We start from the raw sequence: 25,994 nt of genomic DNA on the forward strand, positions 1-25,994 counted from the left end.
AAGAGTGGGGTTATTGGTGAAATGAACAGAAGAACAGCACGCGAGAGGATGCGCAGAAAAAAGCGCCAGATGAGACGAAGGAAGATCATCAGGCTTGCCACATATTTGGTGGCTATGGTTCTGGCAGTGGTATTTGTAGTAAGAGGGATTATTATTCCCATTGCCAACCGTATCAGTGGAAAGGATGAAAGCAAGTCGGTAGAGGTACAGGCCAATATATCAACAGATCCAGATGCAGCGATCCGCCAGCCTTTAAAGGGGCAGCAGGATACGGCCAAGGTGGCATATGTAACTCCCGGATGGCATGAAGATGAAAATGGCAAGTGGTATCAGAATGCTGATGGTACATATTATGCAGGAGGGCTTCAGGATATTTCCGGAACAAAATACTGCTTTAATGATAATGGTTATGTTCAAACTGGCTGGGTATCAAAAGGAATAAAGGATTATTATTTTAATGAAGATGGATCTTATGACCCCACACAGAAGCGTAAATTACTTTGTCTTACTTTTGATGATGGACCGGGACAGTATACAGATGATTTGTTGAACTGTCTGGAAGAGAACAATGCACATGCAACGTTTTTTATGCTTGGACAAAATGTGGGCAATTATCCGGAACAGGTACAGCATATTCTAAAAGCCGGATGTGAGATCGGAAGCCATTCATATGATCATCCGAATCTTAAAAATCTGGATCTGGATTCTGTAAAGAAACAGTTTACAGATACAGATGATCTTCTGATCAAAGCCTGTGGCCAGGCGGCAACGGTAGCCAGGGCACCTTATGGAGAATGGAATCAGGATATCATTGATACTGTTGGAAAGCCGTTTTTTACCTGGAGTGTGGATTCCAGGGACTGGGATTATAAGGATGCAGATCTTGATTATAAGTCCGTTATGGAGGGGGATCTGTCTGATGGAAGTATCATTTTGATGCATGATATTCATCAGCCTACAGTAGAGGCCGCAAAGAGGATCATTCCGGAGCTGGTGGCGCAGGGTTATAAGCTGGTCACAGTAAGCGAGATGGCTCAGGCTAAAGGAGTGACTCTGCAGATGGCATCCTATTCCGATTTCTGGCAAAGTTCTTTTGATAAGGGGATCATTGCTGGGGCTTCTTCTGATGCAGGAGATACTTCTGGCGAAAGTACTGATGGAAATACTGACGGAAGTACAGATGGCAATACGGATGAAAGCGGCGAATAACTGGAATAGTCAGAAATAACAGATTTATGCATAAAATACAAGAATATGGGAGGGTATGTTGTCATTTAACATTGACGCATTGCCCTCCCATTGGTATAATATTGACTATGAGGCGGTTCTATAATATGACTTTTTTGAACAAAGTGCATAGATACAGACGGAAAAGGTATGGGATCGCCCAAATTGCGATCCGGCAGATATTACAGAGCAGGAAAATGCCGGATGAGCGGATTTAAGAGCAGGAGGCATAAAACATTGAGCAAATGGTATGAAGAAGCAGTATTTTATCACATGTATCCAATCGGTATGACAGGTGCACCCAGGCAGAACACACAGGAGGAAGTGACACACCGTTTTCCGGAACTTATGGAGTGGCTTCCGTATGTTCAGTCATTAGGCTGCACTGCGATTTATATAGGACCATTATTTGAGTCTACTTCCCATGGCTATGATACCAGAGACTATAAGCTGGTTGATCGCAGACTGGGAGACAATGAGGATTTTAAAGCTTTTGTGGCAAAAGCGCATGAGCTGGGGATCAAGATTGTTGTGGATGGCGTATTCAACCACACAGGCAGAGAATTTTTTGCATTTAAGGATATTCAGCAGAACAGGGAAAATTCCCCATACTGTTCCTGGTTTAAGGGGATCAATTTCGGATGGAATTCCCCGTATAATGACGGATTCGGCTATGAAGCATGGCGGAATTGTTTTGAACTGGTCAATCTGAATTACTGGGAGCCAAAGGTAAGGGAGTATATCCTTAGTGTGATCGGCTTCTGGATCGATGAATTTGATATTGATGGTATCCGTCTGGACTGTGCAGACTGTCTGGAATTTTCATTTATGGAGGAGATGCGCCGTTATACTAATGAGAAAAAAGCAGATTTCTGGCTGATGGGTGAAGTGATCCATGGGGATTACAGCCGTTATGTAAGTGCAGATAAACTGGACAGCGTAACCAATTATGAACTTCATAAGGGCCTTTATTCCGGTCATAATGATCACAATTATTTTGAGATAGCGCATACCATTCGCAGGGAATTTGATGCTAACGGAGGCATTTACAAAGGACTGAAGCTGTATTCCTTTGTAGACAACCATGATGTGGACAGAATTGCTTCCAAGTTGAATGTACCAGGACATATTTATCCGGTACATACCCTGTTATATACACTTCCTGGTATTCCATCCTTGTATTATGGTTCAGAGTGGGGCATTCAGGGAAGAAAAGAAGGGGCAAACGATGATCCTCTTCGTCCTGCAGTAGATCTGAAGGAGGCCCTTGAGCATGTACCGGATCCAAAGCTTCTTCAGTGGGTAAAAACACTGGGACGTATCCACAAGGAACAGCCGGCATTGTCTGATGGACGGTATCAGGAGCTGCTTCTTACGAACAGACAGTATGCATTTGCAAGGATTCTGGGAGATGAGGGTGTGATCGTTGCAGTGAATAATGACGATAAAGATGCATACTTAAGTATCCGTGTTCCGATGCAGGGTAAGACATATACCAGCCTTCTGAACGGATCAGTAATAAAAGAAGAAAACGGTGCTCTTCAGGTGAAGCTTGCACCTAATGAGAGTTTTTTAGCAGCTATGCGCTGATATGCCAATAAATGTTTTCTAGGAGGTATTCAGTATGGGAGAGAGAATGCAGTTCACAGAACTGGATCAGTATCTGTTTGGACAGGCAACGCATTATGATCTTTACAAGAAGCTGGGAGCCCACCCGGTTTCTTATGGCAGACAGAAAGGTGTATATTTTGCTGTATGGGCACCGAATGCACAATATGTATCCGTGATCGGCGAGTTTAATGATTGGGATACCCAGGCAAATCCTATGGAAAAGGCCGGGCCTATTGGCGTTTTCCAGGTTTTTGTGCCTGGAGCCAGAGAGGGGCAGCTGTATAAGTTTTATATTGTGGGGATGCATGGCGAAGAGCTTTATAAGGCGGATCCATATGCAAATGCAGCCGAGATGCGTCCTGGAACTGCCTCCCGTATTACAGATATTTCCTCATATAAATGGAATGACGGTGTATGGATGAAGAACCGTCCCCGGTTCAACGAAAAAAAGGATGCAATGGCGATTTATGAAGTGCATCCTGGCTCCTGGATGAAGCATCCAAGCACTGAGGATAACAGAGAAGGCTTTTTCAATTACCGGGAATTTGGTGAGATGTTAGCCAAGTACGTAAAAGAAATGGGATATACCCATGTAGAACTGATGGGGATTGCAGAGCACCCGTTTGACGGTTCATGGGGGTATCAGGTTACCGGCTATTATGCACCTACTTCCAGATATGGCACTCCACAGGACTTTAAGTATATGGTCGATTATCTGCACAGACAGAAGATCGGTGTGATCCTGGACTGGGTTCCGGCTCATTTCCCCAAGGATGCCCACGGACTGGCCAATTTTGACGGTACAGCAGTTTATGAGCATGAAGACCCAAGACAGGGGGAGCATCCGGACTGGGGCACTAAGATCTACAATTACGGACGTCCGGAGGTAAAGAATTTCCTGATTGCCAATGCACTTTTCTGGATCGAAGAATGCCATGTGGATGGCCTGCGTGTGGATGCAGTAGCGTCCATGCTTTATCTGGATTATGGCAAAAGTGATGGTCAGTGGGTAGCCAATAAGTACGGTGGCAATGAGAATCTGGAGGCTATTGAATTTTTCAAGCATTTGAATACGGTTGTCCTTGGAAGAAATCATGGGACGGTGATGATCGCCGAAGAGTCTACGGCATGGCCTAAGGTAACTGGCAAAGCAGAAGATGGCGGTCTTGGATTTTCCCTGAAATGGAACATGGGATGGATGAATGATTTCCTGGAATATATGAAGCTGGATCCTTATTTCCGCAAGGATAATCACAACAAGATGACCTTTGCTATTACATATGCTTACAGTGAGAAATATGTGCTGGTGCTTTCTCATGATGAGGTGGTTCATCTGAAATGCTCCATGCTCAATAAGATGCCAGGTGAATTGGAGGACAAATTCAAAAACCTGAAAGCCGGATATACATTTATGATGGGGCATCCTGGTAAGAAGCTGCTGTTTATGGGACAAGATTTCGGGCAGCTGCGGGAGTGGAGTGAGGAGCGAGAGCTTGACTGGTTTCTGCTTCAGGAAAAGGAGCATCGGGATCTGCAGAGCTTTGTTAAGGATCTGCTGTATATTTACAGGAAGTATCCCGCCGTTCATGCCACAGATAATGATCCACAGGGATTTGAATGGATTAATGCAGACGATGCCTACAGAAGTATTTTCAGCTTTGTGCGCAAGTCGCCTACCAAGAGAAACAATCTTCTTTTTATATGTAATTTTACACCGGTTGCAAGACCGGACTACCGGGTTGGTGTGCCAAGACTTAAGCAATATACACAGCTTATGGACGAGAATGGAAGAACTGAGAAGAAGGTATTCCGGGCAGTGAAGCAGGAGTGCGACAACAGACCATATTCGTTTGCATATCCGCTGCCTGCATACGGGATCGCTATTTTTCAGTATTAAGCGGAAAGAACTTTGCCATACTTATGGCAAAATACATCGAGGGATATTGTCTTTGAATAGTAACGTAACCTTATTGATCTTTTTTTCTGTATTAAGTGAACCTGCTCTTGCTTTTTAGAAAAAGTTAGGGTATAATGAGCGCGAAATAGATATAACTGTGAAAGTGCTGAACAGTTATATTAATCAGGAAAGCGTAGAGTTTGAAAGGAGATATTAGCATGAAAGTATCCAATATTAAAGACGTTGATAAATTTTTTGAAGTAGTTGACAGCTGTACAGGTAAAGTTGAGCTTGTTACAGGCGAAGGCGACAGACTGAATCTGAAGTCTAAATTATCTCAGTATGTATCTCTTGCAAACATCTTCTCCAATGGCGAGATCCCGGAGCTTGAGATCGTAGCATATGAGAAAGAAGACATCGAGAAGCTGATGAACTTCATGATCAACGGCTGATTTAGAGCGAGCCGCTGTGAACCGTAAGATAGTGTTTTATTTATTGCGAAGAGGACATTTTCTTCGACTTAGATAAAAGAATATCAGGCTGACGTTTCTAAGAGATACAGATACTTTTTGGTGACTGTGAGGATATGAAGCAGTTACGTTTACAGTATTGCGATTAGGGACGTCGGCCGTCGTTTTATGCATGAACCAGGGGGCGCAAGCGTTTCCTGGTCAAGTTGCGTTCATGGATCAAATCCAGAACAGAAAGGAAAATAAAATGGTAAAGATTGATATTGTTTCAGGATTTCTTGGAGCTGGAAAAACAACTCTTATCAAAAAGCTGTTGAAGGATGCATTTCAGGGAGAGCAGGTTGTTCTGATCGAAAATGAATTTGGTGAGATTGGTATTGATGGTGGGTTTTTAAAAGAAGCGGGTATTCAGATCCGTGAAATGAATTCCGGATGTATCTGCTGTTCTCTGGTCGGTGATTTTGGAGCATCCTTAAAGGAAGTTGTAGAGAAGTATCATCCGGATCGAATCCTGATCGAGCCATCCGGCGTAGGTAAGCTGTCTGATGTGATCAAGGCTGTACAGGGTGTGGAAAAAGAAGTTGACATAACACTGAATAGCTATACAACCGTTGTTGACGCAAAGAAATGCAAAATGTATATGAGAAATTTTGGTGAGTTCTTCAACAACCAGGTAGAGTATGCCGGGGCGATCATTATGAGCCGTACAGATATTGTGGATGAAGAAAAAGCTACAAAGGCAATGGAGCTTTTAAGGGAGATTAATAAGAATGCTGCCATCATCACCACACCTATCGAGAAGCTGGAAGGCAAGAAGCTGCTGGAGGTTATGGAGCATCCTGTATCTTTGGAAGAAGAGCTTTTGAAAGAGGAGCATGAGCATCATCATGACCATGATGAAGAGTGCGGTTGTGGACATGATCATGAACATGAGCATCATCATCATGACCATGATGAAGAGTGTGGCTGCGGACACGACCATGAACACGAGCACCATCATCATCATGACCATGATGAAGAGTGTGGCTGCGGACACGACCATGAACATGAGCATCATCATCATGACCATGATGAAGAGTGCGGTTGTGGACATGATCACCACCATGACCATCATCACCATCATGCAGATGAAGTATTTGCAAGCTGGGGCCGCGAGACCATTAAGAAATATACTAGAGAAGCACTGGAGAAAATGCTGGAAGCACTGTCCGCATCTGAGGAATATGGTATCATCCTTCGCGCAAAGGGAATGCTGCCTGCAGAAGATGGAACATGGATTTATTTTGACATGGTTCCGGAAGAAACAGAGATCCGTGAAGGTGCACCTGAATATACTGGTCGTCTCTGCGTGATCGGATCTAAGCTGAATGAAGAGAAACTGGCACAGCTTTTTGGATTGAATGCATAAAGCGGAGGATAGACCATGGATGAGATCAGGGTTCCCATATATTTGATCACAGGATTTCTGGAAAGCGGTAAAACCACTTTTCTCAGATTTACTCTGGATCAGGACTATTTCCAGATCGATGGAAAAACACTTCTTATACTTATGGAAGAGGGAGAAGAGGAATACGATACAAAAGCCCTTGCGAAAAATAATACAGTGGTAGAAGTGATCGAAAAAGAAGAGGATCTGACTACAGAGCGCTTAGAGGCAATGGAGATCATCCATCAGCCGGACAGAGTGGTCATTGAATACAATGGCATGTGGCTGGTCAGCAGGTTTTATGACATGAAGCTGCCCTTTGGCTGGGGTGTGGAACAGCAGATTACCTGTGTGGACGGAAGTACGTTCCAGGTATATATGGCAAATATGAAGTCCATTTTTATGGACATGGTGAAATATACGGACATGGTAGTATTTAACCGGTGCAAGAGAGAAGATCCGCTGGCCAATTACCGGAGAAGCATTAAGGTTTCCAACCAGAGTGCAGAAGTGATCTTTGAAGATGAAGAAGGGGAGATCGATGATATTTTCGGGGATCAGATGCCCTTTGACGTAAATGCTCCTGTGATTGAAATTCCGCCTGAGGATTACGGTATCTGGTTTGTGGATGCAATGGATCACCCGGATACTTATGTTGGAAAAACTGTCCGGTTTAAGGGAAGGGTTATGAAGCCACGCGGAATGGGCAGCAAATTCTTTGTTCCTGGAAGGATCGCCATGACCTGTTGCGCAGATGATACTACATTCCTTGGCTTTGTATGCAAAAGTGCATTTGCATCTAAGCTGAAAGAAAAGGAATGGGTGGAGGTTACTGCAAAAGTGGCTTTTGAAAGACGAATGGAATACCAGGGAGATGGCGTGGTTCTTTATGCAGAGAATGTTACGCCATGTGAGCCACTGGAAGAAGAAATGGTATATTTTAATTAGATAGCATGAGGACAATATGTATTTAATAGTTGGTTTGGGAAATCCAGGAAGACAGTACGAGGCAACCAGGCATAATATGGGGTTTGACACCGTTGATTGCCTGATCGAAAAGCATAATGTACCGCAGGGCGGCGTAAAATTTAATGCAATGTATGGAAAAGGGATCATAGGCGGTGACAAGGCCATTTTGATGAAACCTCTTTCCTTTATGAATCTTAGCGGAGGCCCTGTCCGTGATATGGTGAATTTTTTCAAGATCGATCCTGAAAAGGAATTGATCGTGATCAGCGATGATATTGATCTGGAGCCGGGGCAGCTGCGAATTCGTAAGCAGGGCAGCGCAGGTGGTCATAATGGATTAAAAGACATTATCCAGAAGCTGGGCACTCAGAATTTCGTCAGGATCAAAATTGGCGTAGGTGCCAAGCCCCAAGGCTGGGATCTGGCGGATCATGTGTTGTCCAGATTCCCGGACAGTGAACGTAAGCTGGTGGATGAAGCGATCCGGGAGGCGGCAGATGCTGTTGAAAAAATTATTGCACAGGGACCGGATGCGGCCATGAATGAATATAATCGGAAAAAGAAAATATGAAAACATTTATTCAACCTTTACACAATCTTGCAGAGTTTGAAGAAATACAGAAATCTATAAAAAATAACAAAGGGGTGTTGCTGTTGACCGGCTGCACCCTTTCTCAAAAAGCGAATATGATTCACGGATTGTCTGACATGTTCCGGCGTCGCCTGGTGATCTGTGAGGATGAAAAAAGAGCAAAGGAACTATATGAGGACACATGTTTTTATGATAAAACAGTGCTGTATTATCCGGCCAAGGATCTGCTTTTTTTTCAGGCTGACATCCACGGAAACCTTCTGATCAGGCAGAGAATGCAGGTGATCCAGGCACTTCTTGAGAGGGAAGAGGTTACGGTTTTTACCAGCATTGACGGCTGCATGGATTATCTGATGCCTCTGGATAAAATACAGAATCGGGTGCTTCATTTTTATAATGACAGTGTGATTGATATGGAGCAGCTGAAAAAATCCCTGGTAGAACTGGGATATGAGCGTGTAGGCCAGGTGGAGATGCCGGGACAGTTTTCAGTCCGTGGAGGCATTGTGGATATTTATTCGCTGACAGAAGAAAATCCATGGCGTATAGAGCTATGGGGAGATGAAGTGGATTCTATCCGCAGCTTTGATGCAGAAAGCCAGCGTTCTTTGGATAATCTGGAAGAAATCATGATTTATCCGGCAGCAGAAAAAGCGCTGGACAAAGGTATGGTATCTTTTCTTGATTACTTCCCGGAGAAGGAAGCTTTGATTTTTCTGGATGAGCCTAACCGGCTGACAGAAAATGGCCAGGCTGTGGAAGAGGAATATCAGCAGAGCCTGATGCACAGGGAGGAAAAAGGGGAACAGAAGCTTCCGGGACAGTGGCTGTGCAGGTTTGAGGATGTTAAGAAAAACCTGAACAAAAGAAACTGTATCGCCCTATGTGCTTTGGAACCAAACCGGGAAGGGTGGAGATTTACGGATAATTTTGGGCTGACGGTCCAATCTGTAAATTCCTACAACAGCAGCTTTGAGCTCCTTGTAAAAGACCTTTTTAAATACAAAAAGCAGGGATATCAGATCGCTCTATTATCCGGCTCACGTACCAGGGCAGAACGGCTGGCAAAGGATCTGCAGGCTGAAGGCCTGAATGCTTTTTATAGTCAGGATTATGACCGGGTGATCCAGCCGGGAGAGATCATGGTGCTGTATGGCCATGCAAGCAGAGGCTTTGAATATCCGTTGGTTAAATTTGCAGTGATGACGGAGACGGACATCTTTGGCCAGGAGCAGAAAAAAAAGAAAAAACGAAAAAAATATAATGGCAATCATATCCAGGATTTTTCCGAGCTTTCCATTGGAGATTATGTAGTCCATGAAAAGCATGGATTGGGGATCTACCGTGGGATTGAGAAGGTAGAAGTGGATAAGATCGTCAAGGACTATATAAAGATTGAGTACAGAGACGGAAGCAACCTGTATATTCTGGCTACTCAGCTGGATGCCCTACAGAAATACACCGGTGCAGATGCAGACAGGAAGCCTAAGCTGAATAAGCTGGGAACACAGGAATGGAACCGTACCAAAACCAAGGTGCGGGGAGCCGTAAAGAATATTGCAAAAGAGCTGGTGGAGCTGTATGCAGCCAGGCAGGAAAAAGAAGGGTATGTATGCGGCCCGGATACTGTATGGCAAAGAGAATTTGAGGAAATGTTTCCCTATGAGGAAACGGACGATCAGCTGATGGCCATTGAAGATACCAAGAAAGATATGGAAAGCACCAAGATCATGGATCGCCTTGTATGTGGCGATGTAGGGTATGGAAAAACGGAAATTGCCCTGCGTGCTGCCTTTAAGGCTGTACAGGAAAGCCGTCAGGTGGTGTATCTGGTGCCTACTACAATCTTGGCTCAGCAGCATTACAATACTTTTGTACAGAGGATGAAAGAATTTCCTGTACGTGTGGATCTGTTGTGCCGGTTCCGCACGCCTGCCCAGCAGAAGAAAACACTGGATGATCTGAAAAAGGGACAGGTGGATATTGTGATAGGTACCCACAGAGTCCTTTCTAAGGATGTAATATTTAAAAACCTTGGTCTTCTGATCATTGACGAGGAGCAGCGCTTCGGGGTTGCACATAAAGAGCGGATTAAGCAGATGAAGAAGGATGTGGATGTGTTGACACTTACCGCCACACCTATTCCAAGAACCCTTCATATGAGTTTGATCGGGATCAGGGATATGAGTGTGCTGGAAGAACCGCCTATGGATCGTATGCCTATCCAGACCTATGTGATGGAGTATGATGAAGAGACTGTCCGGGAAGCCATCAAAAGAGAACTACGCCGTGGCGGACAGGTTTATTATGTATATAATCGGGTGACAGATATTGATGAGGTAGCTGCCAGGATCGGAAAGCTTGTTCCGGAGGCTAGGGTAGAGTTTGCCCATGGACAAATGAGCGAGCGGGAATTGGAACGGGTGATGTATGGTTTTATAAGCGGTGAGATCGATGTACTGGTTTCCACTACGATCATTGAAACGGGGCTGGATATTTCCAATGTTAATACTATGATCATTCATGACTCAGATAAGTATGGGCTTTCTCAGCTTTATCAGTTGCGGGGGCGTATTGGCCGTTCCAACCGGACAGCATATGCATTTTTGATGTACAGGCAGAACCGTATGCTGAAAGAAACAGCAGAAAAAAGACTGTCTGCTATACGGGAGTTTACAGACCTGGGAAGCGGGTTCAAGATCGCCATGCGAGATCTGGAGATCCGCGGGGCAGGAAACCTTCTTGGAGCGCAGCAGCATGGACATATGAATGCAGTAGGTTATGATCTGTACTGCAAGATGCTTAGTGAAGCAGTCAAAGAGGCTAAGGGCATTCAGACCATGGACGATTTTGAGACCACTATAGACCTTGTAATGGATGCATTTATCCCGGACACCTATATATCCAATGAGTTTCAGAAGCTGGATATTTATAAACGGATCGCAGGGATAGAGTCTCAGCAGGATTATGATGAAATGCTGGAAGAGCTGATCGACCGTTTTGGGGAACCGCCAAAAGCAGTACTAAATCTTCTGGCCATTGCCCGTCTGAAGGCACTGGCACATCAGGCATATATTACGGAGATCAAACAGACATCCAGGGAGTGCAGGATCACTTTATATGAAAATGCAAAGATCAATCCGGCAGGGATTCCGCCGCTTATGGAAAAATACAGACGATCCCTGCAATTTAAAAACGATCAGACGCCCAAATTCCTGTTTGCACCTGTAGGACCTGTGGTTCCTGCACTTACCCGGTTTGCAGAGGAATTGCTGGAACTGGTGGAATAAGGGGAACAACCAAGCACAGGCGGTCCCAGGCCTTTTAACCCTGGTATCATCAAAATTCACACAAAAATAGTTGCCTGATGAGGAAAAACAGGATATACTATAAAAAGTGTAACCTGTGATACAGGTGCGTCAGATTGGAGGAAGATATGAAGGATTTATTGAAAAGAACAACCATCGCAGCCCTGGCCGGAGTGCTGGCAGCAGGGATGTTTACAGGCTGCGGTGAGAAAAAAGTAGATGGAACAAAGACAGTTGCTACTGTAGATGGTACAGACGTGCCGATGGGTGTATTAAGTCTTTTTGCTAGAGAGCAGCAGGCACAGACCATTGCTATGTATCAGCAGTTTATGGGTGGCAGTGCTTCCAATATCTGGAGCGGTGTGGCAGATGAGGATACAGGAGAGACTTATGGAGAGAGCGCTGTAAAGAGTGCCCTGAAGCAGGTAGAGATTCTGTACGTAATGAAAGAGAAGGCTGCAGATTACAATGTGGAGATCACAGAGGATGAGCAGAAAGCCATTGAAGACGCAGCAGCAGCCTTTATGAAGGATAATGATGAGGATACGATCAAGGAGCTTTCTGTTACAGAGGATCAGGTGAAGACTTTGCTTGAGCTTGAGACTTATCAGAAGAAGATGCAGGATCCTATCAAGAAAGAAGGCAATATTGAGGTTTCTGAGGATGATGCACAGCAGTCAGCCTTTACCTATGTTAATATTTCATTGTCCGGAGATGATCTGACAGATGACGATATTGCCAAGAGGAAAGAGCAGGCTCAGGAGATCCTTGATAAGGTGAAAGAGGATCCCACAGCAGATATGAAAGAGATCGCTAAGGGGGTAGATGACAGCTATACCGCATTAAATGGCACATTTACTACCAAAGAATCTGATGATGAGGATTTCCAGTCTACTGCATATCCGGATGAAGTGCTCACTGCACTTCGTACCCTGAAAGAGGGTGAAGTTTATGACTCTCTTGTAGAGACAGATACAGCTGCTTATATCCTCAGACTGGATTCTGAGAAGGATGAGGATGCTACTGCTTCCAAGGTTAAATCCGTAACCACTACAAAAGAGAATAAATATTATTCCGAAACAACCGAGAAGTGGCTGGATGATGCGAAAGTCACAGAGGATGAGAAGGTTCTTAAGACTCTTACATTCTCAGATAATCATACTTTCACCATCAAAGCTACCACATCAGATGCAGCAGGTGACAGCACAGAAGAGACAGCAGAGGAGGCCGAGGTAACACCAACAGAAGAAGCTGCAGAGGAGACTGAGGTAACACCAACAGAAGAAGCCGCAGAGGAGACTGAGGTAACACCTACAGAAGAGGCAGCAGAGGAGGCCGAGGTAACACCTACAGAAGAGGCCGCAGAGGAGACTGAGGTAACACCAACAGAAGAAGCTGCAGACGATACAGAAGAATGATAGACATATCAATCCATAAAAAATGGGTACGTGGCACAGACCAGTGCTGCGTACCCATTTTTTAATATGAGCAATTTATTTTCAAATCAGCTGGAAGTGCTTCATTGCATTCCAGATCCCATTGTCTGTAATACCTGTGGTGCGGTAAGTACAAAAAGGAAAAATCTCAGGCATGGAGTTGCCCATGGCAATGCTGGTGCCTGCATATTTCAACATAGCCAGGTCATTGGTGCTGTCACCAAAAGCAAAGCTGTCTTCCAGGGACATGCCAAGATGATCCAGCAGGAACTGGATGCCGGTAGCTTTCGTATATTTGGCAAGAGTAACTTCCCATACATCATGCCCATGATCAAAACAGATCATGTCATTTTCCTGGGCATATTTTTCAAAGCCTGCCCGGTCAGAGTCTGGCCCAATGGATACCAGATATTTGTCGAAGGTATAAGTGGCAGCTTTTTCTCCTGTGTATTCAGCTATGTTCTCCGTAGGTGCCATTTTCCGGATCATAGGGAAAACAGGATGATGATGTGGCTCACCATCATATAAAATTGCATCACACCGCTCAAAATACGTGGGGATATGGAATTGACGCAGCTTTTTTACAATATCCACGCATTGGTCATGGGGGATGGATTGAGAGAAAAGCAGCTGGCCATTCATGTAGATTTGAGTGCCGCAGCCACATACATAACCGTCAAAGCCAAGAGTCAGCAGATCTTTAGGGATGATCACACGGGTGCGGCCAGTATTGATAAAGCACAGATGACCATTCTTTCTGGCTTGGGTAATGGCCTGGGCAGTGCTTTCGGGAATGGTACAGGGCGGTGCTGTGACGAGAGTGCCGTCAATATCAAAAAACAGGATTTTTCTATTCATCGTCTACCTCATTATCCGGATATTCTGTGTCTTCAGAAAGATTGCCCATGTGTACGCAGATGCCATTAACTTCGATCTCACCTTCCATAGGGATCACCAGACATTTTCGACCGTCAATTACTTTGGTCTCGATCAATTCTGCACGCTCAGGATCGATCTTCACTACTACATCCGGTGTTTTGACTTCAAATTTACGGGGGCTGGCAATATTGGAGGCCATCAGGGAAGGCTGATCTCCTGCCACAAGTTCATACTGCTGGTCAAAGGTATCCAGCTTTTCTTCTGCCACGCCACAGTCCTCAAGAAGCCTCTTCACTTCCGGTTTTGTGAGCACTACCGGTTCAGGCTCATCTTTCTGTGCTTCAATCAGTTCATTCAGCTTCTCATGGATACTGATCACTGTATTGTAGTCACAGTCATCTCCAAGGGTTTCTTCTACAAGCATGTTAAAGGAATCCCGCTGTCCACCAGCAGACATGGGAGCTGTGCAGCCCAGAACCTGATCAATAAACAGATCATGAAGTGCTTCTGCATTTTTGGAATAGTATAAAAGTCCGTGAATGTCTGTGCTCCGGTCATTAAATACGGGGAAAAGAAAACCGGACTCCGGCATTTCCACGATCCAGTCGCGGATACGGTCTTCAATCAGATTTGTCTCTGCATTATAACAAAGTCCTGCCTTAGAAAGCTTAACCGGGCAGATGCTGCAAAGAAGATGCTCATAGATCTCGTCAGATGCATCAAACATGTCAAGACCGTCAGAAGATTTGCCTGGAATATCATATACTGCATGGACAAGGATAATGTAATAATTCTCCGGATAATCGTAATTCTCAATGATCCGGTCATAGAACTGCTGGATCAGTTCATCGTCGGTGAGACGGCTGGCTCTAAGACGCATAAGAAATTCCTGGGTTCCTCCATCTGCTTCCTGATTCGTTGGAAATTCCATGTTCAGCAGATTTTTGCCAAGGGTACCAGACAGGGTTTTCTTGAAAATCTCAAAATATTTGAACATTTCTTCCTCAGACAGGGAGAGGAAGGCTTCTTTTAATTCTGTTTTCTTATTCTTGTCACCATCCACATAACAGCCGCAGATCCTTGTAATGGAACAATTGGCTGGTGAAAACTGTTTTTTGATCTCGGAAATTTCTTTTTTGTTCATGGTTGATCCTCCTCGTTTGCTCATTATATCGCAAAATCTTTTGACGGGCAAGAAAACAAAAAATTATAGATTTCTTTTGATAAATAAGAAAAACCTAATGGGTAATGGTAAAAGTGCATAAAAATGAACACCAAAAACTGTTAAAAACGATTAAATACGTTAAGAAATTTATAGATAGACAAAAAAATATTATATTTATTTCCTAAACAAGGATTGCTAAAATATAAAACATCAAGAGCGGTACGAACCGCAATAAAAGGAGGACGTTTTCAATGAAGAGAAAAGTACTTGCCAGCTTACTTTGTGTAGCAATGGGAGTAACAATGATCGGATCAACAGCTGTATTTGCAGAGGACGCAGCTGAGGAAACTACAGATGAGGCAGCAACAGAGGAAAATGCAGAGGCTGAGGATGCTGATGCAGAAGAAGCTGCAGATGATACAGCAGAGGCAGCAAGTGATCTCCTTGCAAAACCAGATATGGAAGGCGTTGATGTAGATAACGCTAAGATCGGTATCAGTATTTATCAGTTTACAGATAACTTCATGACACTGTATCGTACAGAGTTAGTTCGTTATCTTACCGAGGATCTTGGATTTAATCCTGACAATGTAATCGTACAGGATGGTAAGAATGACCAGGCAGAGCAGACCAACCAGATCAACAACTTCATCACAGATCAGGTTGATGTTATGATCCTGAACCTTGTTCAGTCTTCTTCCGCTCCTCAGGTAACAGATATGTGCAACGAAGCAGGTATTCCTGTAGTATATATCAACCGTCAGCCAGATGAGACAGAGTCTGACAGATGGGCTTCTGATGGACTGAAAGCTACATACATCGGTGCAGATGCTAGACAGTCCGGTACATTCCAGGGCGAAGAGATCCTTGAGACAGAGAACAAAGGTGATATCAATGGCGACGGCAAAGTTTCCTATATCATGGTTCAGGGTGATCCGGAGAACATCGATGCTCAGTACAGAACAGAGTACTCCATCAAAGCTCTTACAGATGCTGGTGTAGAAGTTGATGAGCTTCTTCTTCAGAGAGGTGACTGGGATCAGGCTAAAGGACAGCAGATCGTACAGGATGCCCTTACACAGTACGGCGATGATGTAGAAGTTGTATTCTGCAACAACGATGCTATGGCTCTTGGTGCTCTTCAGGCTATCCAGGCAGCTGGCAGAACAGTTGGCAAGGATATCTACCTTGTAGGTGTTGATGCTCTTACAGATGCTGTTCAGAATATCGTTGATGGCAACTTCACAGGTACAGTATTCAACGATTACTTCAGCCAGGCTCAGGGTGCTGCTAACCTTGCAGTTAAATTCCTCAAAGGCGAGGAAGTTGATCCTGTAAACATGGTTGACTATGTAAAAGTTACAGCTGACAACGCACAGGAAATTCTTGACAAAATCAAATAATTCAGATTCGCATTGACAGTTGACTGAACATTTCGGGTGTGTCTGAAGGACACACCCGATTTTATGAACAGGATGTGACGATTCAGTAGGTAATATGCCAGAAATACTGAACAGTTACAACAGGGATTACGATTACAATGGCTGTTCGGCCAATATCCAGGAAAGGAGAGAGTGGGATGGCAGAATATAGATTGGAGATGCGCGGTGTAAGCAAAAGCTTCCCGGGTGTCAAAGCGCTGGACAAGATAAATCTTAAGGTTCGGCCGGGAACCGTCCACGCCCTTATGGGAGAGAACGGCGCAGGTAAGTCTACACTAATGAAATGCCTGTTTGGTATCTACCATATGGATGAAGGAGAAGTTTATGTAGACGGTAAGAAGGTCGACATTAACAATCCGGATGAAGCATTACATAACGGACTGGCAATGGTTCATCAGGAGCTGCAGCCTGTTCCGGAGCGGACGATCGCTGAGAATATGTATCTTGGCCGTTTTCCGACTAAGAAAGTGGGACCACTTCAGGTGATCGACCACAAAACAATGAATGAAGAGGCAAAGAAATGGCTTGATAATGTTAAGATGCCTTTTGACCCAAAGAAAAGACTTGGGAATTTATCCATTTCACAGATGCAGTCTGTTGAGATTGCCAAGGCAGTTTCACAGGAGGCAAAATTGATCATTCTTGATGAGCCCACCTCATCTCTGACAGATAATGAGGTAGAAGCTCTTTTCCGTATTGTACGTGATTTACGTGACAGAGGCGTGTCCTTTGTATTTATTTCCCATAAGATGGCAGAGCTTCGTAAGATCTCTGATGATATTACCATCATGCGAGACGGTACTTATGTTGGTACATGGGAAATGAAAAACATCAGTGATGATGATATTGTTAAAAACATGGTAGGCCGTGAGCTTACAAATATTTATCCTCCCCTTGATAACACACCGGGAGATGTACTTCTTGAAGTAGACAATTTTACCAGCATTCACAGCAATTCTTTCAAGAACTGTTCCTTTAAGCTGAGAAGAGGTGAGATCCTTGGATTCGGCGGTCTGGTTGGAGCACAGCGTACAGAGCTGATGGAGGCCATTTTTGGTATCCGCCATACTACCAGCGGCGAAGTAAAGCTGAATGGAAAGCCACTGAATATCAAGAGCCCGAAAGATGCTATCCGCAATGGTATCGGCATGATCACAGAGGACCGTCGTGGAAGTGGTATTCTTGGATGCCTGTCTATTGCAGATAATATTTCGATTGCATCCCTTGACCATTATGTAGAGGGCGGCGTGAAGCTGAACAACGGAAAGATTGAAAAGCTGGTTCAGGATAATATTGGAAAATTAAGTATCAAAACACCAAGCAGCAAGACATTGATCCAGTCTCTGTCAGGTGGTAATCAGCAGAAGGTTATTATTTCCAGATGGCTGGCAAATAACCCGGATGTACTGATTATGGATGAGCCTACCCGAGGAATCGATGTAGGAGCAAAATATGAGATCTATCAGATTATGATCAGTCTTGCAAAGCAGGGAAAAGGTATTATTATGATCTCCTCTGAGATGCCTGAGCTGATCGGTGTATCCAACCGTATCATGGTAATGTGTAACGGTAAGATTACCGGAGAGGTTTCCGGTGATGAGGCAACTCAGGAAAACATCATGTATTTCGCAACACAGTTCTAAGCGAAGGAGGATAATAAAATGGATAAGACAAAAAAGTTTGATCTTAAAAAAGTTTTGTTGGATAACGGTATTATCGTACTTCTGATGCTGCTGGTAATTTATGTAAGTATTACAGAGCCTAACTTCAGAAGCTTCAGAAACATTATGAACCTTGCTATCAACGCAGCACCTCGTGTTATCATTGCACTTGGAGTCAGCGCATGTCTGATCACGAAAGGAACAGACCTTTCTGCAGGACGTATGGTTGGTCTTTCTGCCTGCCTTTCCGGTATCATGCTTCAGAAAGCAGATGCACCTGGTAAAGTATGGCCTGATTTCCCACAGCTGAATGTATGGGTAGTTCTTCTGATCTGTATGGCACTCTGTGCAGTATTTGGTCTGATCAATGGTGTTGTTATTTCTTATTTAAGTGTACCTGCATTCATCGGTACTTTGGGTATGCAGATGATCGTTTATGGTATTGCGCAGGTTGTTACAAACAACGTGCCCATCGGTGGATACCGTGCAGATTATACAGCTGTTACACAGGGAAAGATCGGCGGTGTATTCCCGCTTCTGTTCCTGTACCTGATCATTGCAGCAGTAATCTTCTGGTTCGTATTCAACTATACACGTCATGGTAAATACATGTATGCAATTGGTGGTAATGAGGTTGCAGCTGAGGTTTCCGGTGTTAATGTTAAGAAGACAAAGATCATCATCTATATAACAGCAGCTTGTATGTATGCAATCGCAGGATTCCTTCTTGGTGGTAAATCCGGTGGTGCTTCTACTCAGATGGGTAACGGATATGAGCTGGAGGCTATTGCAGCTTGTACAATCGGTGGTGTCTCTGTAAACGGTGGTATCGGTAAGATCTCCGGTGTTATCATCGGTGTTGCAGTATTCGAGCTTCTGAAATCTGCTCTGCAGTTCCTTGGACTGAACCCGAACCTGCAGTACATTGCACAGGGTATCGTTATCGTTGTTGCAATCGCTCTGGATATCAGAAAATACATTGTTAAAAAATAATAAGTGTAAGAGCCAAAAAATGGTTGGAAGCTTACGTTTCCCCACTGGATACCCTTGTATTCAGTGGGGATTTTTTATACAATAGAAAGTGTTGTATTGGATAAACGAAAAAGACGGATGGGATGAGAAATTATGGATTTATATAAGATTTTACTGGTAGATGACGAGATGGATGTGCTTCGTGCCATGAAGAAAAAGATTGACTGGGAGGCTATGGGATTCTGCCTGGCAGGGACTGCGGAAAACGGCCAGGAAGCGTTGGAAATGGCAGAGCAGCTGCATATTGATGTGGTGATGACAGATATCAAAATGCCTTACATGGATGGCCTGACTCTTTGCAGGAAACTGAAAGAGAATTATCGTAATATCAAGGTGGTCATTTATTCAGGATTTGATGATTTTGAATTTGCCAGAGAGGCTGTGCATCTGGAGGCAGAGGAGTATCTGCTGAAACCCATCAGTGTAAAGGATATGGAAGAGGTTCTGACCAGGATTCGGCAGAAACTGGATGATGAGATCAATGAACATCGGAATATGAACCGGTTATATGAATATTATCAGAAAAGCCTTCCAGCTATGCAGGAACAGCTGGTTATGGGTATCCTGGAAGGAAAGGTGACCGGAGAGCGGGCGCAGAATATGCTGGAAAGCTATGAAATGGATTTCAGGGCACCTTATTATGTGGTATCCCTGCTATATGTAGATACAGGCTCCGGAGAGACGGCAGGGCAGAACCAGCAGCTGCTCAGTATTTCCCTGAAGGATATGTCCAGGGATTATCTGAATGAGCGGATGCATTTTTACAGTATCAGTTATCTGGACGAAATCATTATTATTTTTATGTTGAAAGATAAAAATGAAATGGAGAAAGCACTGTATCATTTGGATCAGATCTGTAAGATGGGGGATCGTGTGCTGAAAGTGCCGGTAACTGCAGCAGTGGGACAGATCTGCGACCATGTGGATTATCTGACCACTTCTTATCAGGAAGCCAGAAGTGCTATGGAATACAGGACCATTATGGGAGGCAACCGGGTACTGTACATTCATGATATAGAGCCAAGCCCCAAGGATGCGGTATCATTTCTGGAATATGATTTTCAGAATCTGGTGCGGGCAGTAAAGCTGGGAAACCGGGATGAGACAGATGGGGCGATCCGGCAGTTTATGGACAGCATCCGCAGTTTTTCCATTACCCCAAATCAATACCAGCTGATATTCATGGAGCTGATTACGGAACTTATGAAGATCGGAAGATCCTACAAGCTTAAGACAAGGCAGATTTTCGGGGAAATGGATGTACCCTGGCAGGAATTATATAAACACGTTTCTATAGATGAACTGGAGAACTGGCTGCGGGACGTGTGCACCAATCTGCGGCATACCCTCCGTCATGAGAGGACAGATTCCACCATGAAGCTGACGGAGCAGGCAAAGGCGTATATTAATGAGCATTACATGGAGAACGATCTGTCAGCGGATACCCTGTGCCGCCATCTGAATGTAAGTGCTGCATATTTTTCTACCATTTTCAAGAAAGAAGTGGGACAAAGCTTTGTGGCATACCTGACAAAAGTAAGACTGGAGCATGCAGTGGAATTGCTTCGTACTACAGAGGACAAAACATATGTGATCGCAGAAGAAGTAGGCTACACGGAACCAAATTACTTCAGTTATGTATTTAAGAAGGAATACGGGATTTCACCGTCAAAATACAGGGCAAGTCTATAACAATAAGTAACAGGAGAGCAGGATGAAACAGATCAGGAAATTATGGAGGAAGCTGACGAATGCTGTAAATAACCGGGGGATGCAGTTTTTAATCTCTCTTTCATTTACCTTTGTTGCTCTTGTGGGAATGGCATTTATCGGAGTGTTTCTTTATCAAAGCTACGGACGGGCTTCCGAAGATGTAGTGATCCAGGATACCCAGCAGCTTCTGGGACAGGTGGAAATGAATTTAAATACTTACCTGCGGAATATGATGCGTATTTCTGATGCGATGTATTACAATGTGATCAAAAATGTGGATTTTGCAAGGGATGACATTAGTCAGGAATTAAATCTTCTGTATGAAGTAAATAAAGACAATCTGGTGAGTATTTCCTGCTTTACAGAGGAGGGAGAGCTGATCGGGGCATCGCCTGTGGGCACTATGAAAGATAACGCAGATATCCAGGATCAGACCTGGTTTACCAGCGCAAAGGACAAAATGGAGAATCTGCATTTTTCCGAACTGCACGTACAAAATATTTTTGAAAACAGCAGCGGCAGGTATTACTGGGTAGTTTCCTTAAGCCGCGGTGTGGAATTGACCAGTGATGGTAAGCTGTCCGGCGGTATTCTGCTTGTTGATATGGATTTCAGCGGTATCCGCCAGCTTTTTACAAAGGTCAACAGCCAGGAATTAAGTTATGTTTATCTTGTGGATGGGGATGGCAAGATCATATATCATCCAAGGCAGAACCTGATTTTTTCCAATATGCTGAAAGAAAATAACCAGCAGGCAGTCAGCTACAGTGATGGTCTTCACAGAGAGAATTTCCAGGGACAGGATCGGATGGTGATGGTAAAAACCGTAGGTTATACCGGATGGAAGATCGTCAGTGTTACGCCTATGACTAATTTTTATCAAAATTTCAGTCAGACCAGGATCATGGCGGTGATCATAATCATTATTTCTATACTTGTTATGATCTTTGCCAACCAGTTTGTGGCAGTACGTGTGTCCATGCCTTTGAAGAGCCTGGAGGATTCTCTGCGCGGCATAGGTGTGGAGCAGGAACGACTGGCAGAAGGAGCCGGGGAAGGGATCTACATTGGCGGGCCGCCGGAGATCCAGCATCTTGGGGAAACCATCAAAAGTATGGTGAAGCAGCTTCGCAAGCTGACGGATGACATTGTAAAAGAGCAGGAAGAGAAAAGGAAAAGTGAGCTGGATGCCTTACAGTCACAGATCAATCCCCATTTTCTTTATAATACACTGGATTCCATTATGTGGATGATCGAGGCAGAACAGTATGATGATGCAGTATCTATGGTACAGGCACTGGGACGGCTTTTCAGGATCAGCCTTTCCAAAGGAAAAAACATCATTACGGTAGGGGATGAACTGCAGCACGCCAGAAGCTATCTGGATATTCAGAAATACCGATATAAGAATAAATTTGTTTCCTGCTTTGAGATCGAGGAAGGAATTGAAAAGTATAAGACGATCAAGCTGATCATTCAGCCATTGATTGAAAATGCGATTTATTATGGCATGGAATATATGGATGGTGACGGAGAGATCACCATTCGTGCCTACACCAGAAGATCAGATCTGTTTATTGAGGTGGAAGATAACGGCCTTGGTATGCCAGAGGAGCAGGTGGAAAGGCTTCTTACAGATGATACCCGAATACGAAGTAAAGGATCAGGTATAGGTCTTCGGAATGTACATCAGAGGATCCAGCTTTATTTCGGCAAAGCATACGGACTGAAGATCATCAGCGAGCCGGATCAGGGAACCATAGTAAGGATCCATCTGCCAAAGACAGAAGAAGTAAAGGCGCCAGGGGAGGTGGAAGCATGACACAAAAAAGAAACCATATTGCCATCTGGGCAGTGATCTTTGCGGCGGTGGTGCTTCTTGCTGTGTCCTATTATTATGGGGCAATTCGCGGCACTTCGGACAGTCCGTCTGTGTATTCCGTTATTTTATATCAGAATACGGACAATGAATGGACTACCCTTCTGGAGGGGATCCGTCAGGCTGAGGAAGATTTCGGGCTGAAAGTGAATTATGTGAATATGAGCACAGGAGATACGGCACAGGAGCAGGCAGAATTGATACGCCGGGAGATTGATTCCGGAGTTTCAGGGATATTATTTGCAGCGGTGGACAGCAAGGCTTTGGGAGACGCACTGAAAGATGATAATATCCAGATACCCCTGGTTGCACTGGAAACCGGGGCTTCAGGCATAAGCAGCAGTAATTATTTCAGCATTACCGGGGATGATTATGGTATGGGCCAGGCACTGGGGCAAAAGATCCTGAAGGATATGGAAGAACAGGGTAGTCAGCGTGTAGTGACAGTGATCCGTGAATATATGGAACGGGACAGTGTAAGCCAGAGATATGAAGGTCTTGTGGATCAGCTGAAAAAAGCTGAGCCGCCGGTGGAGATCCAGGATCTTTCCAGGAAGGAAGGGGATTTCAGCCTACGATTGTATATTGGAACCAATTTCCAGAAATGTGGACAGTATATTGCGGCTCTGGATAAAGTTTCTACAGAAGAAGCTGCAGCTGCATGGCAGGGAGAAGCTTCTTCCAGGGAACAGGAAGGAAAAACTTTCCGCATTTACGGGATCGGGAATACTCTGCAGACGGTTACAGATCTGGATAATGGGCTGCTGCAGGGGTTTGTATACCAGAATGAGTTTAACATGGGGTATGAGGGAATACAGACATTGGTGGATAAAGAAAAAAAGGGTTATTTTACGGAGCAGGTCAATATAAAGTACAAGCTTGTTACACAGGATACTTTATATGAGTCAGACAATGAACGTCTGCTTTTCCCAAGCATCTGACGGAGGCTTAGATGAAGAAAAAAACAGAAAGAATATACAGGACCATAGGAGTCTTTACAACTGCTGCTATTGTGTTTTCCGGATGCGGAACAGGTCAGAGCCGGAAGGAGCAGGATGGGAAAAATCTGAAGATCGGGATCAGTGTGTATGATCAATATGATACGTTTGTGTCAGAGTTGGTTTCTAATTTTCAGGACTATGCAAAGACCAGGGAAAAAGACTGGGGGATTTCCATCACTATGGATGTGGAAAATGCCAATAAAAGCCAGATGATCCAGAATGATCAGATGGATGATTTTATTAAAGATGGGATGGACGTGGTCTGCATTAATCTGGTGGACCGGACAGATGCGTCCACCATTATTGAAAAGGCTCAGGCTAGTGATGTGCCGGTGATCTTTTTTAACAGGGAACTGGTACAGGAAGATCTGGAACGGTGGGACAAGCTGTATTATGTAGGCGCAGATGCTTTTGAATCAGGAGAACTGCAGGGTGATATTCTGGTAGAAAAATGTAAAAAGGATTTTAACCGTATTGATAAGAATGGTGACGGAGTACTTCAGTATATTATGCTGGAAGGAGAAGCCGGCCATAACGATTCTATGGTACGCACCATGTCTGTTATCAATGAGATCACTGGAAGTGGTTATCTGGTAGAGAAGCTTTCCGATGAGATCGCTAACTGGAACAGGGATCAGGCTGCAAATAAGATGAAGCAGTTCCTGGAGCGGTTCGGAAACAGGATCGAGGTAGTGCTTGCCAATAATGATGATATGGCACTTGGCGCAGTGGATGCGCTGGAAGCTGCAGGTTATGATCCGGATTCCCAGGACTGGCCCATGGTACTTGGGATCGACGGTACAACAGTGGGACTGAACGCAGTCAATGATGGGAAAATGCTGGGAACTGTGCTAAATGATGCAGCGGGACAGGCAGATGGGATGCTGGAATTGGCAAGATCTATCACGGCAGGGACAAAACTTCCGGAGGAGTATGAGCTTCAGGACGGAAAGTACATCCGTATGCCTTACAGGATCGTCACCCAGGAGAACCTGGGTGAGATCCAGATGCTTCTTATGAAGAAATAGGATATTCTTAAACAAACAGCAAGTCATGATTTACGGTTGTGTAGAAAAGCTGACGGCAGGCGTCATAGTCCTGGGTCTGGGCCAGTGCCCACATCAGCTTTGTTACAGACGCTTCCAGAGTCATATCATAGGATTCCAGGATAGGAAAACGCTCTTTGATCATTTTGCCTACCTGATATACTTCCAGGTCACTGCCTTCGTGTGTGACCTGGGTAGCCATACAGACGATCTTGCCGGAGGATATCCATGTTTCCAGTGAGGCCTGGAAGCTGGAGTCTCCATAGTCCGGAAGCCCTCCTACCCCAAAGGATTCTATGATCAGTCCGTCATAGGAATCCGCCAGCATATCCAGGATACGTCCGTCAATGCCTGGAACCAGCTTCAATAAAAAGATCTTTCGGTTCATATCATGATAAAACTGAAGAGGTCTGGTGGATTGGTCTTTATCATCAATATAGAAGATGATCCGTTCATCATGGATAGAAGCAATATCCGGATAATTAATACTGGAAAAAGCATTATAGCTTTTGGAAAATTCTTTCTTTGCCCGTGTTCCTGCAATGACTTTGCCGCCAAATACAATAGACACGCCGTGGGCACGGTCATGGGAGGCAAAACGCAGGCTGTCCAGCAGGTTGGAACGGGCATCGGTAATAGCCAGGTCGATGGGCTTTTGCGCACCTGTAATCACTACAGGACGCCGGTTGTTCTGGATCAGGTAGGAAAGGGCAGCTGCAGTGTAAGCCATGGTATCTGTGCCATGACAGATCACGAAGCCATCATAAAATTCATACTTTTTTTCAATGAGAGCCGCCAGCTGGATCCAGTGCTGGGGGCTTATATTGGTACTGTCCAGAGAAAAGGGCTGCAACGTATCAATGGTGCAGAAGGCGGACGCTGCAGGGATATAGGAGAGAAGTTCCTCCGCAGAGATCTGAGGGGAAAGGCCGTCCTTGGTATATTTGGATGCAATGGTGCCGCCTGTGGCGATCAGTAAGATTTTCTTCATGGTACCTCCGAAAAGATCATTTTTGAAAGATCAAAAGTTTTATCTGTATAAAAGCTTTATCTGTATATTGTTGTTTTATCACAGAGCCTATTTTAAGATCATTTTACTTTGTCCGGAAATCCTTTGTCAAGGTGGGTTTACCTGTCGGAGAAAGTCTGTAAGGCTATATGAGTTACCTATCAGAGAAAGTCTGAAAAGCCATATGAGCTACCTATCGGCGAAAGCCATAACCTGCTTATTGACAAATAC

At 44.4% G+C, this 25,994-nt stretch carries 19 protein-coding genes; 16 read left to right on the forward strand and 3 right to left on the reverse strand.

The window, feature by feature from the left end; translation table 11 throughout:
* The first annotated feature begins 69 nt into the window (after positions 1-69).
* The 9 genes from AB5916_RS11570 to AB5916_RS11610 all read left to right on the forward strand — a co-directional run bounded on the left by AB5916_RS11570 (position 70) and on the right by AB5916_RS11610 (position 12,918).
* Complete coding sequence (locus tag AB5916_RS11570) at positions 70-1,209, forward strand: polysaccharide deacetylase family protein (RefSeq protein WP_368190942.1); 1,140 nt, start codon at positions 70-72, stop codon at positions 1,207-1,209.
* 255 nt (positions 1,210-1,464) lie between these two features.
* Positions 1,465-2,817 carry an alpha-amylase family glycosyl hydrolase gene (locus AB5916_RS11575; RefSeq protein ID WP_368190943.1) on the forward strand — a complete coding sequence of 451 codons (1,353 nt, stop codon included), beginning with the start codon at positions 1,465-1,467 and terminating at the stop codon, positions 2,815-2,817.
* A 34-nt stretch (positions 2,818-2,851) separates the two neighbouring features.
* A complete protein-coding gene (gene glgB, locus AB5916_RS11580; protein ID WP_368190945.1) occupies positions 2,852-4,735 on the forward strand; it encodes a 1,4-alpha-glucan branching protein GlgB in 1,884 nt (627 codons plus the stop codon).
* Positions 4,736-4,953: 218 nt separating this feature from the next.
* Positions 4,954-5,187: a polya polymerase gene (locus AB5916_RS11585; protein WP_368190946.1), complete on the forward strand. Its 234-nt coding sequence runs from the start codon at positions 4,954-4,956 to the stop codon at positions 5,185-5,187.
* 265 nt (positions 5,188-5,452) lie between these two features.
* Positions 5,453-6,613 (forward strand): CobW family GTP-binding protein, encoded by a 1,161-nt coding sequence (locus AB5916_RS11590; protein WP_368190948.1) that lies wholly within the window; start codon positions 5,453-5,455, stop codon positions 6,611-6,613.
* 15 nt (positions 6,614-6,628) lie between these two features.
* Complete coding sequence (locus AB5916_RS11595) at positions 6,629-7,579, forward strand: GTP-binding protein (protein WP_368190950.1); 951 nt, start codon at positions 6,629-6,631, stop codon at positions 7,577-7,579.
* A 16-nt stretch (positions 7,580-7,595) separates the two neighbouring features.
* On the forward strand, positions 7,596-8,171 hold the full coding sequence (gene pth / locus AB5916_RS11600; protein WP_158420869.1) for an aminoacyl-tRNA hydrolase: 576 nt from the start codon (positions 7,596-7,598) through the stop codon (positions 8,169-8,171).
* Entirely contained in the window at positions 8,168-11,482 is a 3,315-nt protein-coding gene (mfd, locus tag AB5916_RS11605; protein WP_368190951.1) for a transcription-repair coupling factor, read from the forward strand. The genes pth and mfd overlap by 4 nt, the downstream gene beginning before the upstream one ends.
* A 146-nt stretch (positions 11,483-11,628) precedes the next feature.
* Positions 11,629-12,918 (forward strand): FKBP-type peptidylprolyl isomerase, encoded by a 1,290-nt coding sequence (locus tag AB5916_RS11610; RefSeq protein WP_368190953.1) that lies wholly within the window; start codon positions 11,629-11,631, stop codon positions 12,916-12,918.
* An 81-nt stretch (positions 12,919-12,999) separates the two neighbouring features.
* Here the strand turns inward: AB5916_RS11610 and AB5916_RS11615 are convergent, their stop codons facing one another.
* Positions 13,000-13,794, reverse strand: a complete 795-nt coding sequence (locus tag AB5916_RS11615) for a Cof-type HAD-IIB family hydrolase (RefSeq protein WP_368190955.1) — start codon at positions 13,792-13,794, stop codon at positions 13,000-13,002.
* A complete protein-coding gene (locus AB5916_RS11620) occupies positions 13,787-14,959 on the reverse strand; it encodes a DUF4317 domain-containing protein (RefSeq protein WP_368190957.1) in 1,173 nt (390 codons plus the stop codon). The genes AB5916_RS11615 and AB5916_RS11620 overlap by 8 nt, the downstream gene beginning before the upstream one ends.
* A 272-nt stretch (positions 14,960-15,231) precedes the next feature.
* Here AB5916_RS11620 and AB5916_RS11625 point away from each other — a divergent pair, with 272 nt between their 5' ends.
* From AB5916_RS11625 to AB5916_RS11655, 7 genes are all read left to right on the forward strand, one after another.
* Complete coding sequence (locus tag AB5916_RS11625; protein WP_368190959.1) at positions 15,232-16,383, forward strand: substrate-binding domain-containing protein; 1,152 nt, start codon at positions 15,232-15,234, stop codon at positions 16,381-16,383.
* Positions 16,384-16,559: 176 nt separating this feature from the next.
* Entirely contained in the window at positions 16,560-18,065 is a 1,506-nt protein-coding gene (locus AB5916_RS11630) for a sugar ABC transporter ATP-binding protein (RefSeq protein WP_158420864.1), read from the forward strand.
* Positions 18,066-18,083: 18 nt separating this feature from the next.
* Entirely contained in the window at positions 18,084-19,076 is a 993-nt protein-coding gene (locus AB5916_RS11635; RefSeq protein WP_158420863.1) for a beta-methylgalactoside transporter, read from the forward strand.
* Positions 19,077-19,208: 132 nt separating this feature from the next.
* On the forward strand, positions 19,209-20,807 hold the full coding sequence (locus tag AB5916_RS11640) for a response regulator (RefSeq protein WP_368190962.1): 1,599 nt from the start codon (positions 19,209-19,211) through the stop codon (positions 20,805-20,807).
* 22 nt (positions 20,808-20,829) lie between these two features.
* A complete protein-coding gene (locus tag AB5916_RS11645; protein ID WP_173726824.1) occupies positions 20,830-22,650 on the forward strand; it encodes a sensor histidine kinase in 1,821 nt (606 codons plus the stop codon).
* A complete protein-coding gene (locus tag AB5916_RS11650) occupies positions 22,647-23,648 on the forward strand; it encodes a sugar ABC transporter substrate-binding protein (RefSeq protein WP_173726825.1) in 1,002 nt (333 codons plus the stop codon). The genes AB5916_RS11645 and AB5916_RS11650 overlap by 4 nt, the downstream gene beginning before the upstream one ends.
* An 11-nt stretch (positions 23,649-23,659) precedes the next feature.
* On the forward strand, positions 23,660-24,736 hold the full coding sequence (locus tag AB5916_RS11655; protein WP_158420859.1) for a galactose ABC transporter substrate-binding protein: 1,077 nt from the start codon (positions 23,660-23,662) through the stop codon (positions 24,734-24,736).
* A gap of 7 nt (positions 24,737-24,743) precedes the next feature.
* Here AB5916_RS11655 and AB5916_RS11660 read toward each other — a convergent pair whose 3' ends face one another.
* Positions 24,744-25,745 carry an asparaginase gene (locus AB5916_RS11660; RefSeq protein WP_368190964.1) on the reverse strand — a complete coding sequence of 334 codons (1,002 nt, stop codon included), beginning with the start codon at positions 25,743-25,745 and terminating at the stop codon, positions 24,744-24,746.
* Positions 25,746-25,994 lie beyond the last annotated feature (249 nt).

It is taken from the genome of Blautia sp. 1033sp1_1033st1_G9_1033SCRN_220408 (genome assembly GCF_040929965.1).
Lineage (GTDB): Bacteria > Bacillota > Clostridia > Lachnospirales > Lachnospiraceae > Blautia_A > Blautia_A ammoniilytica.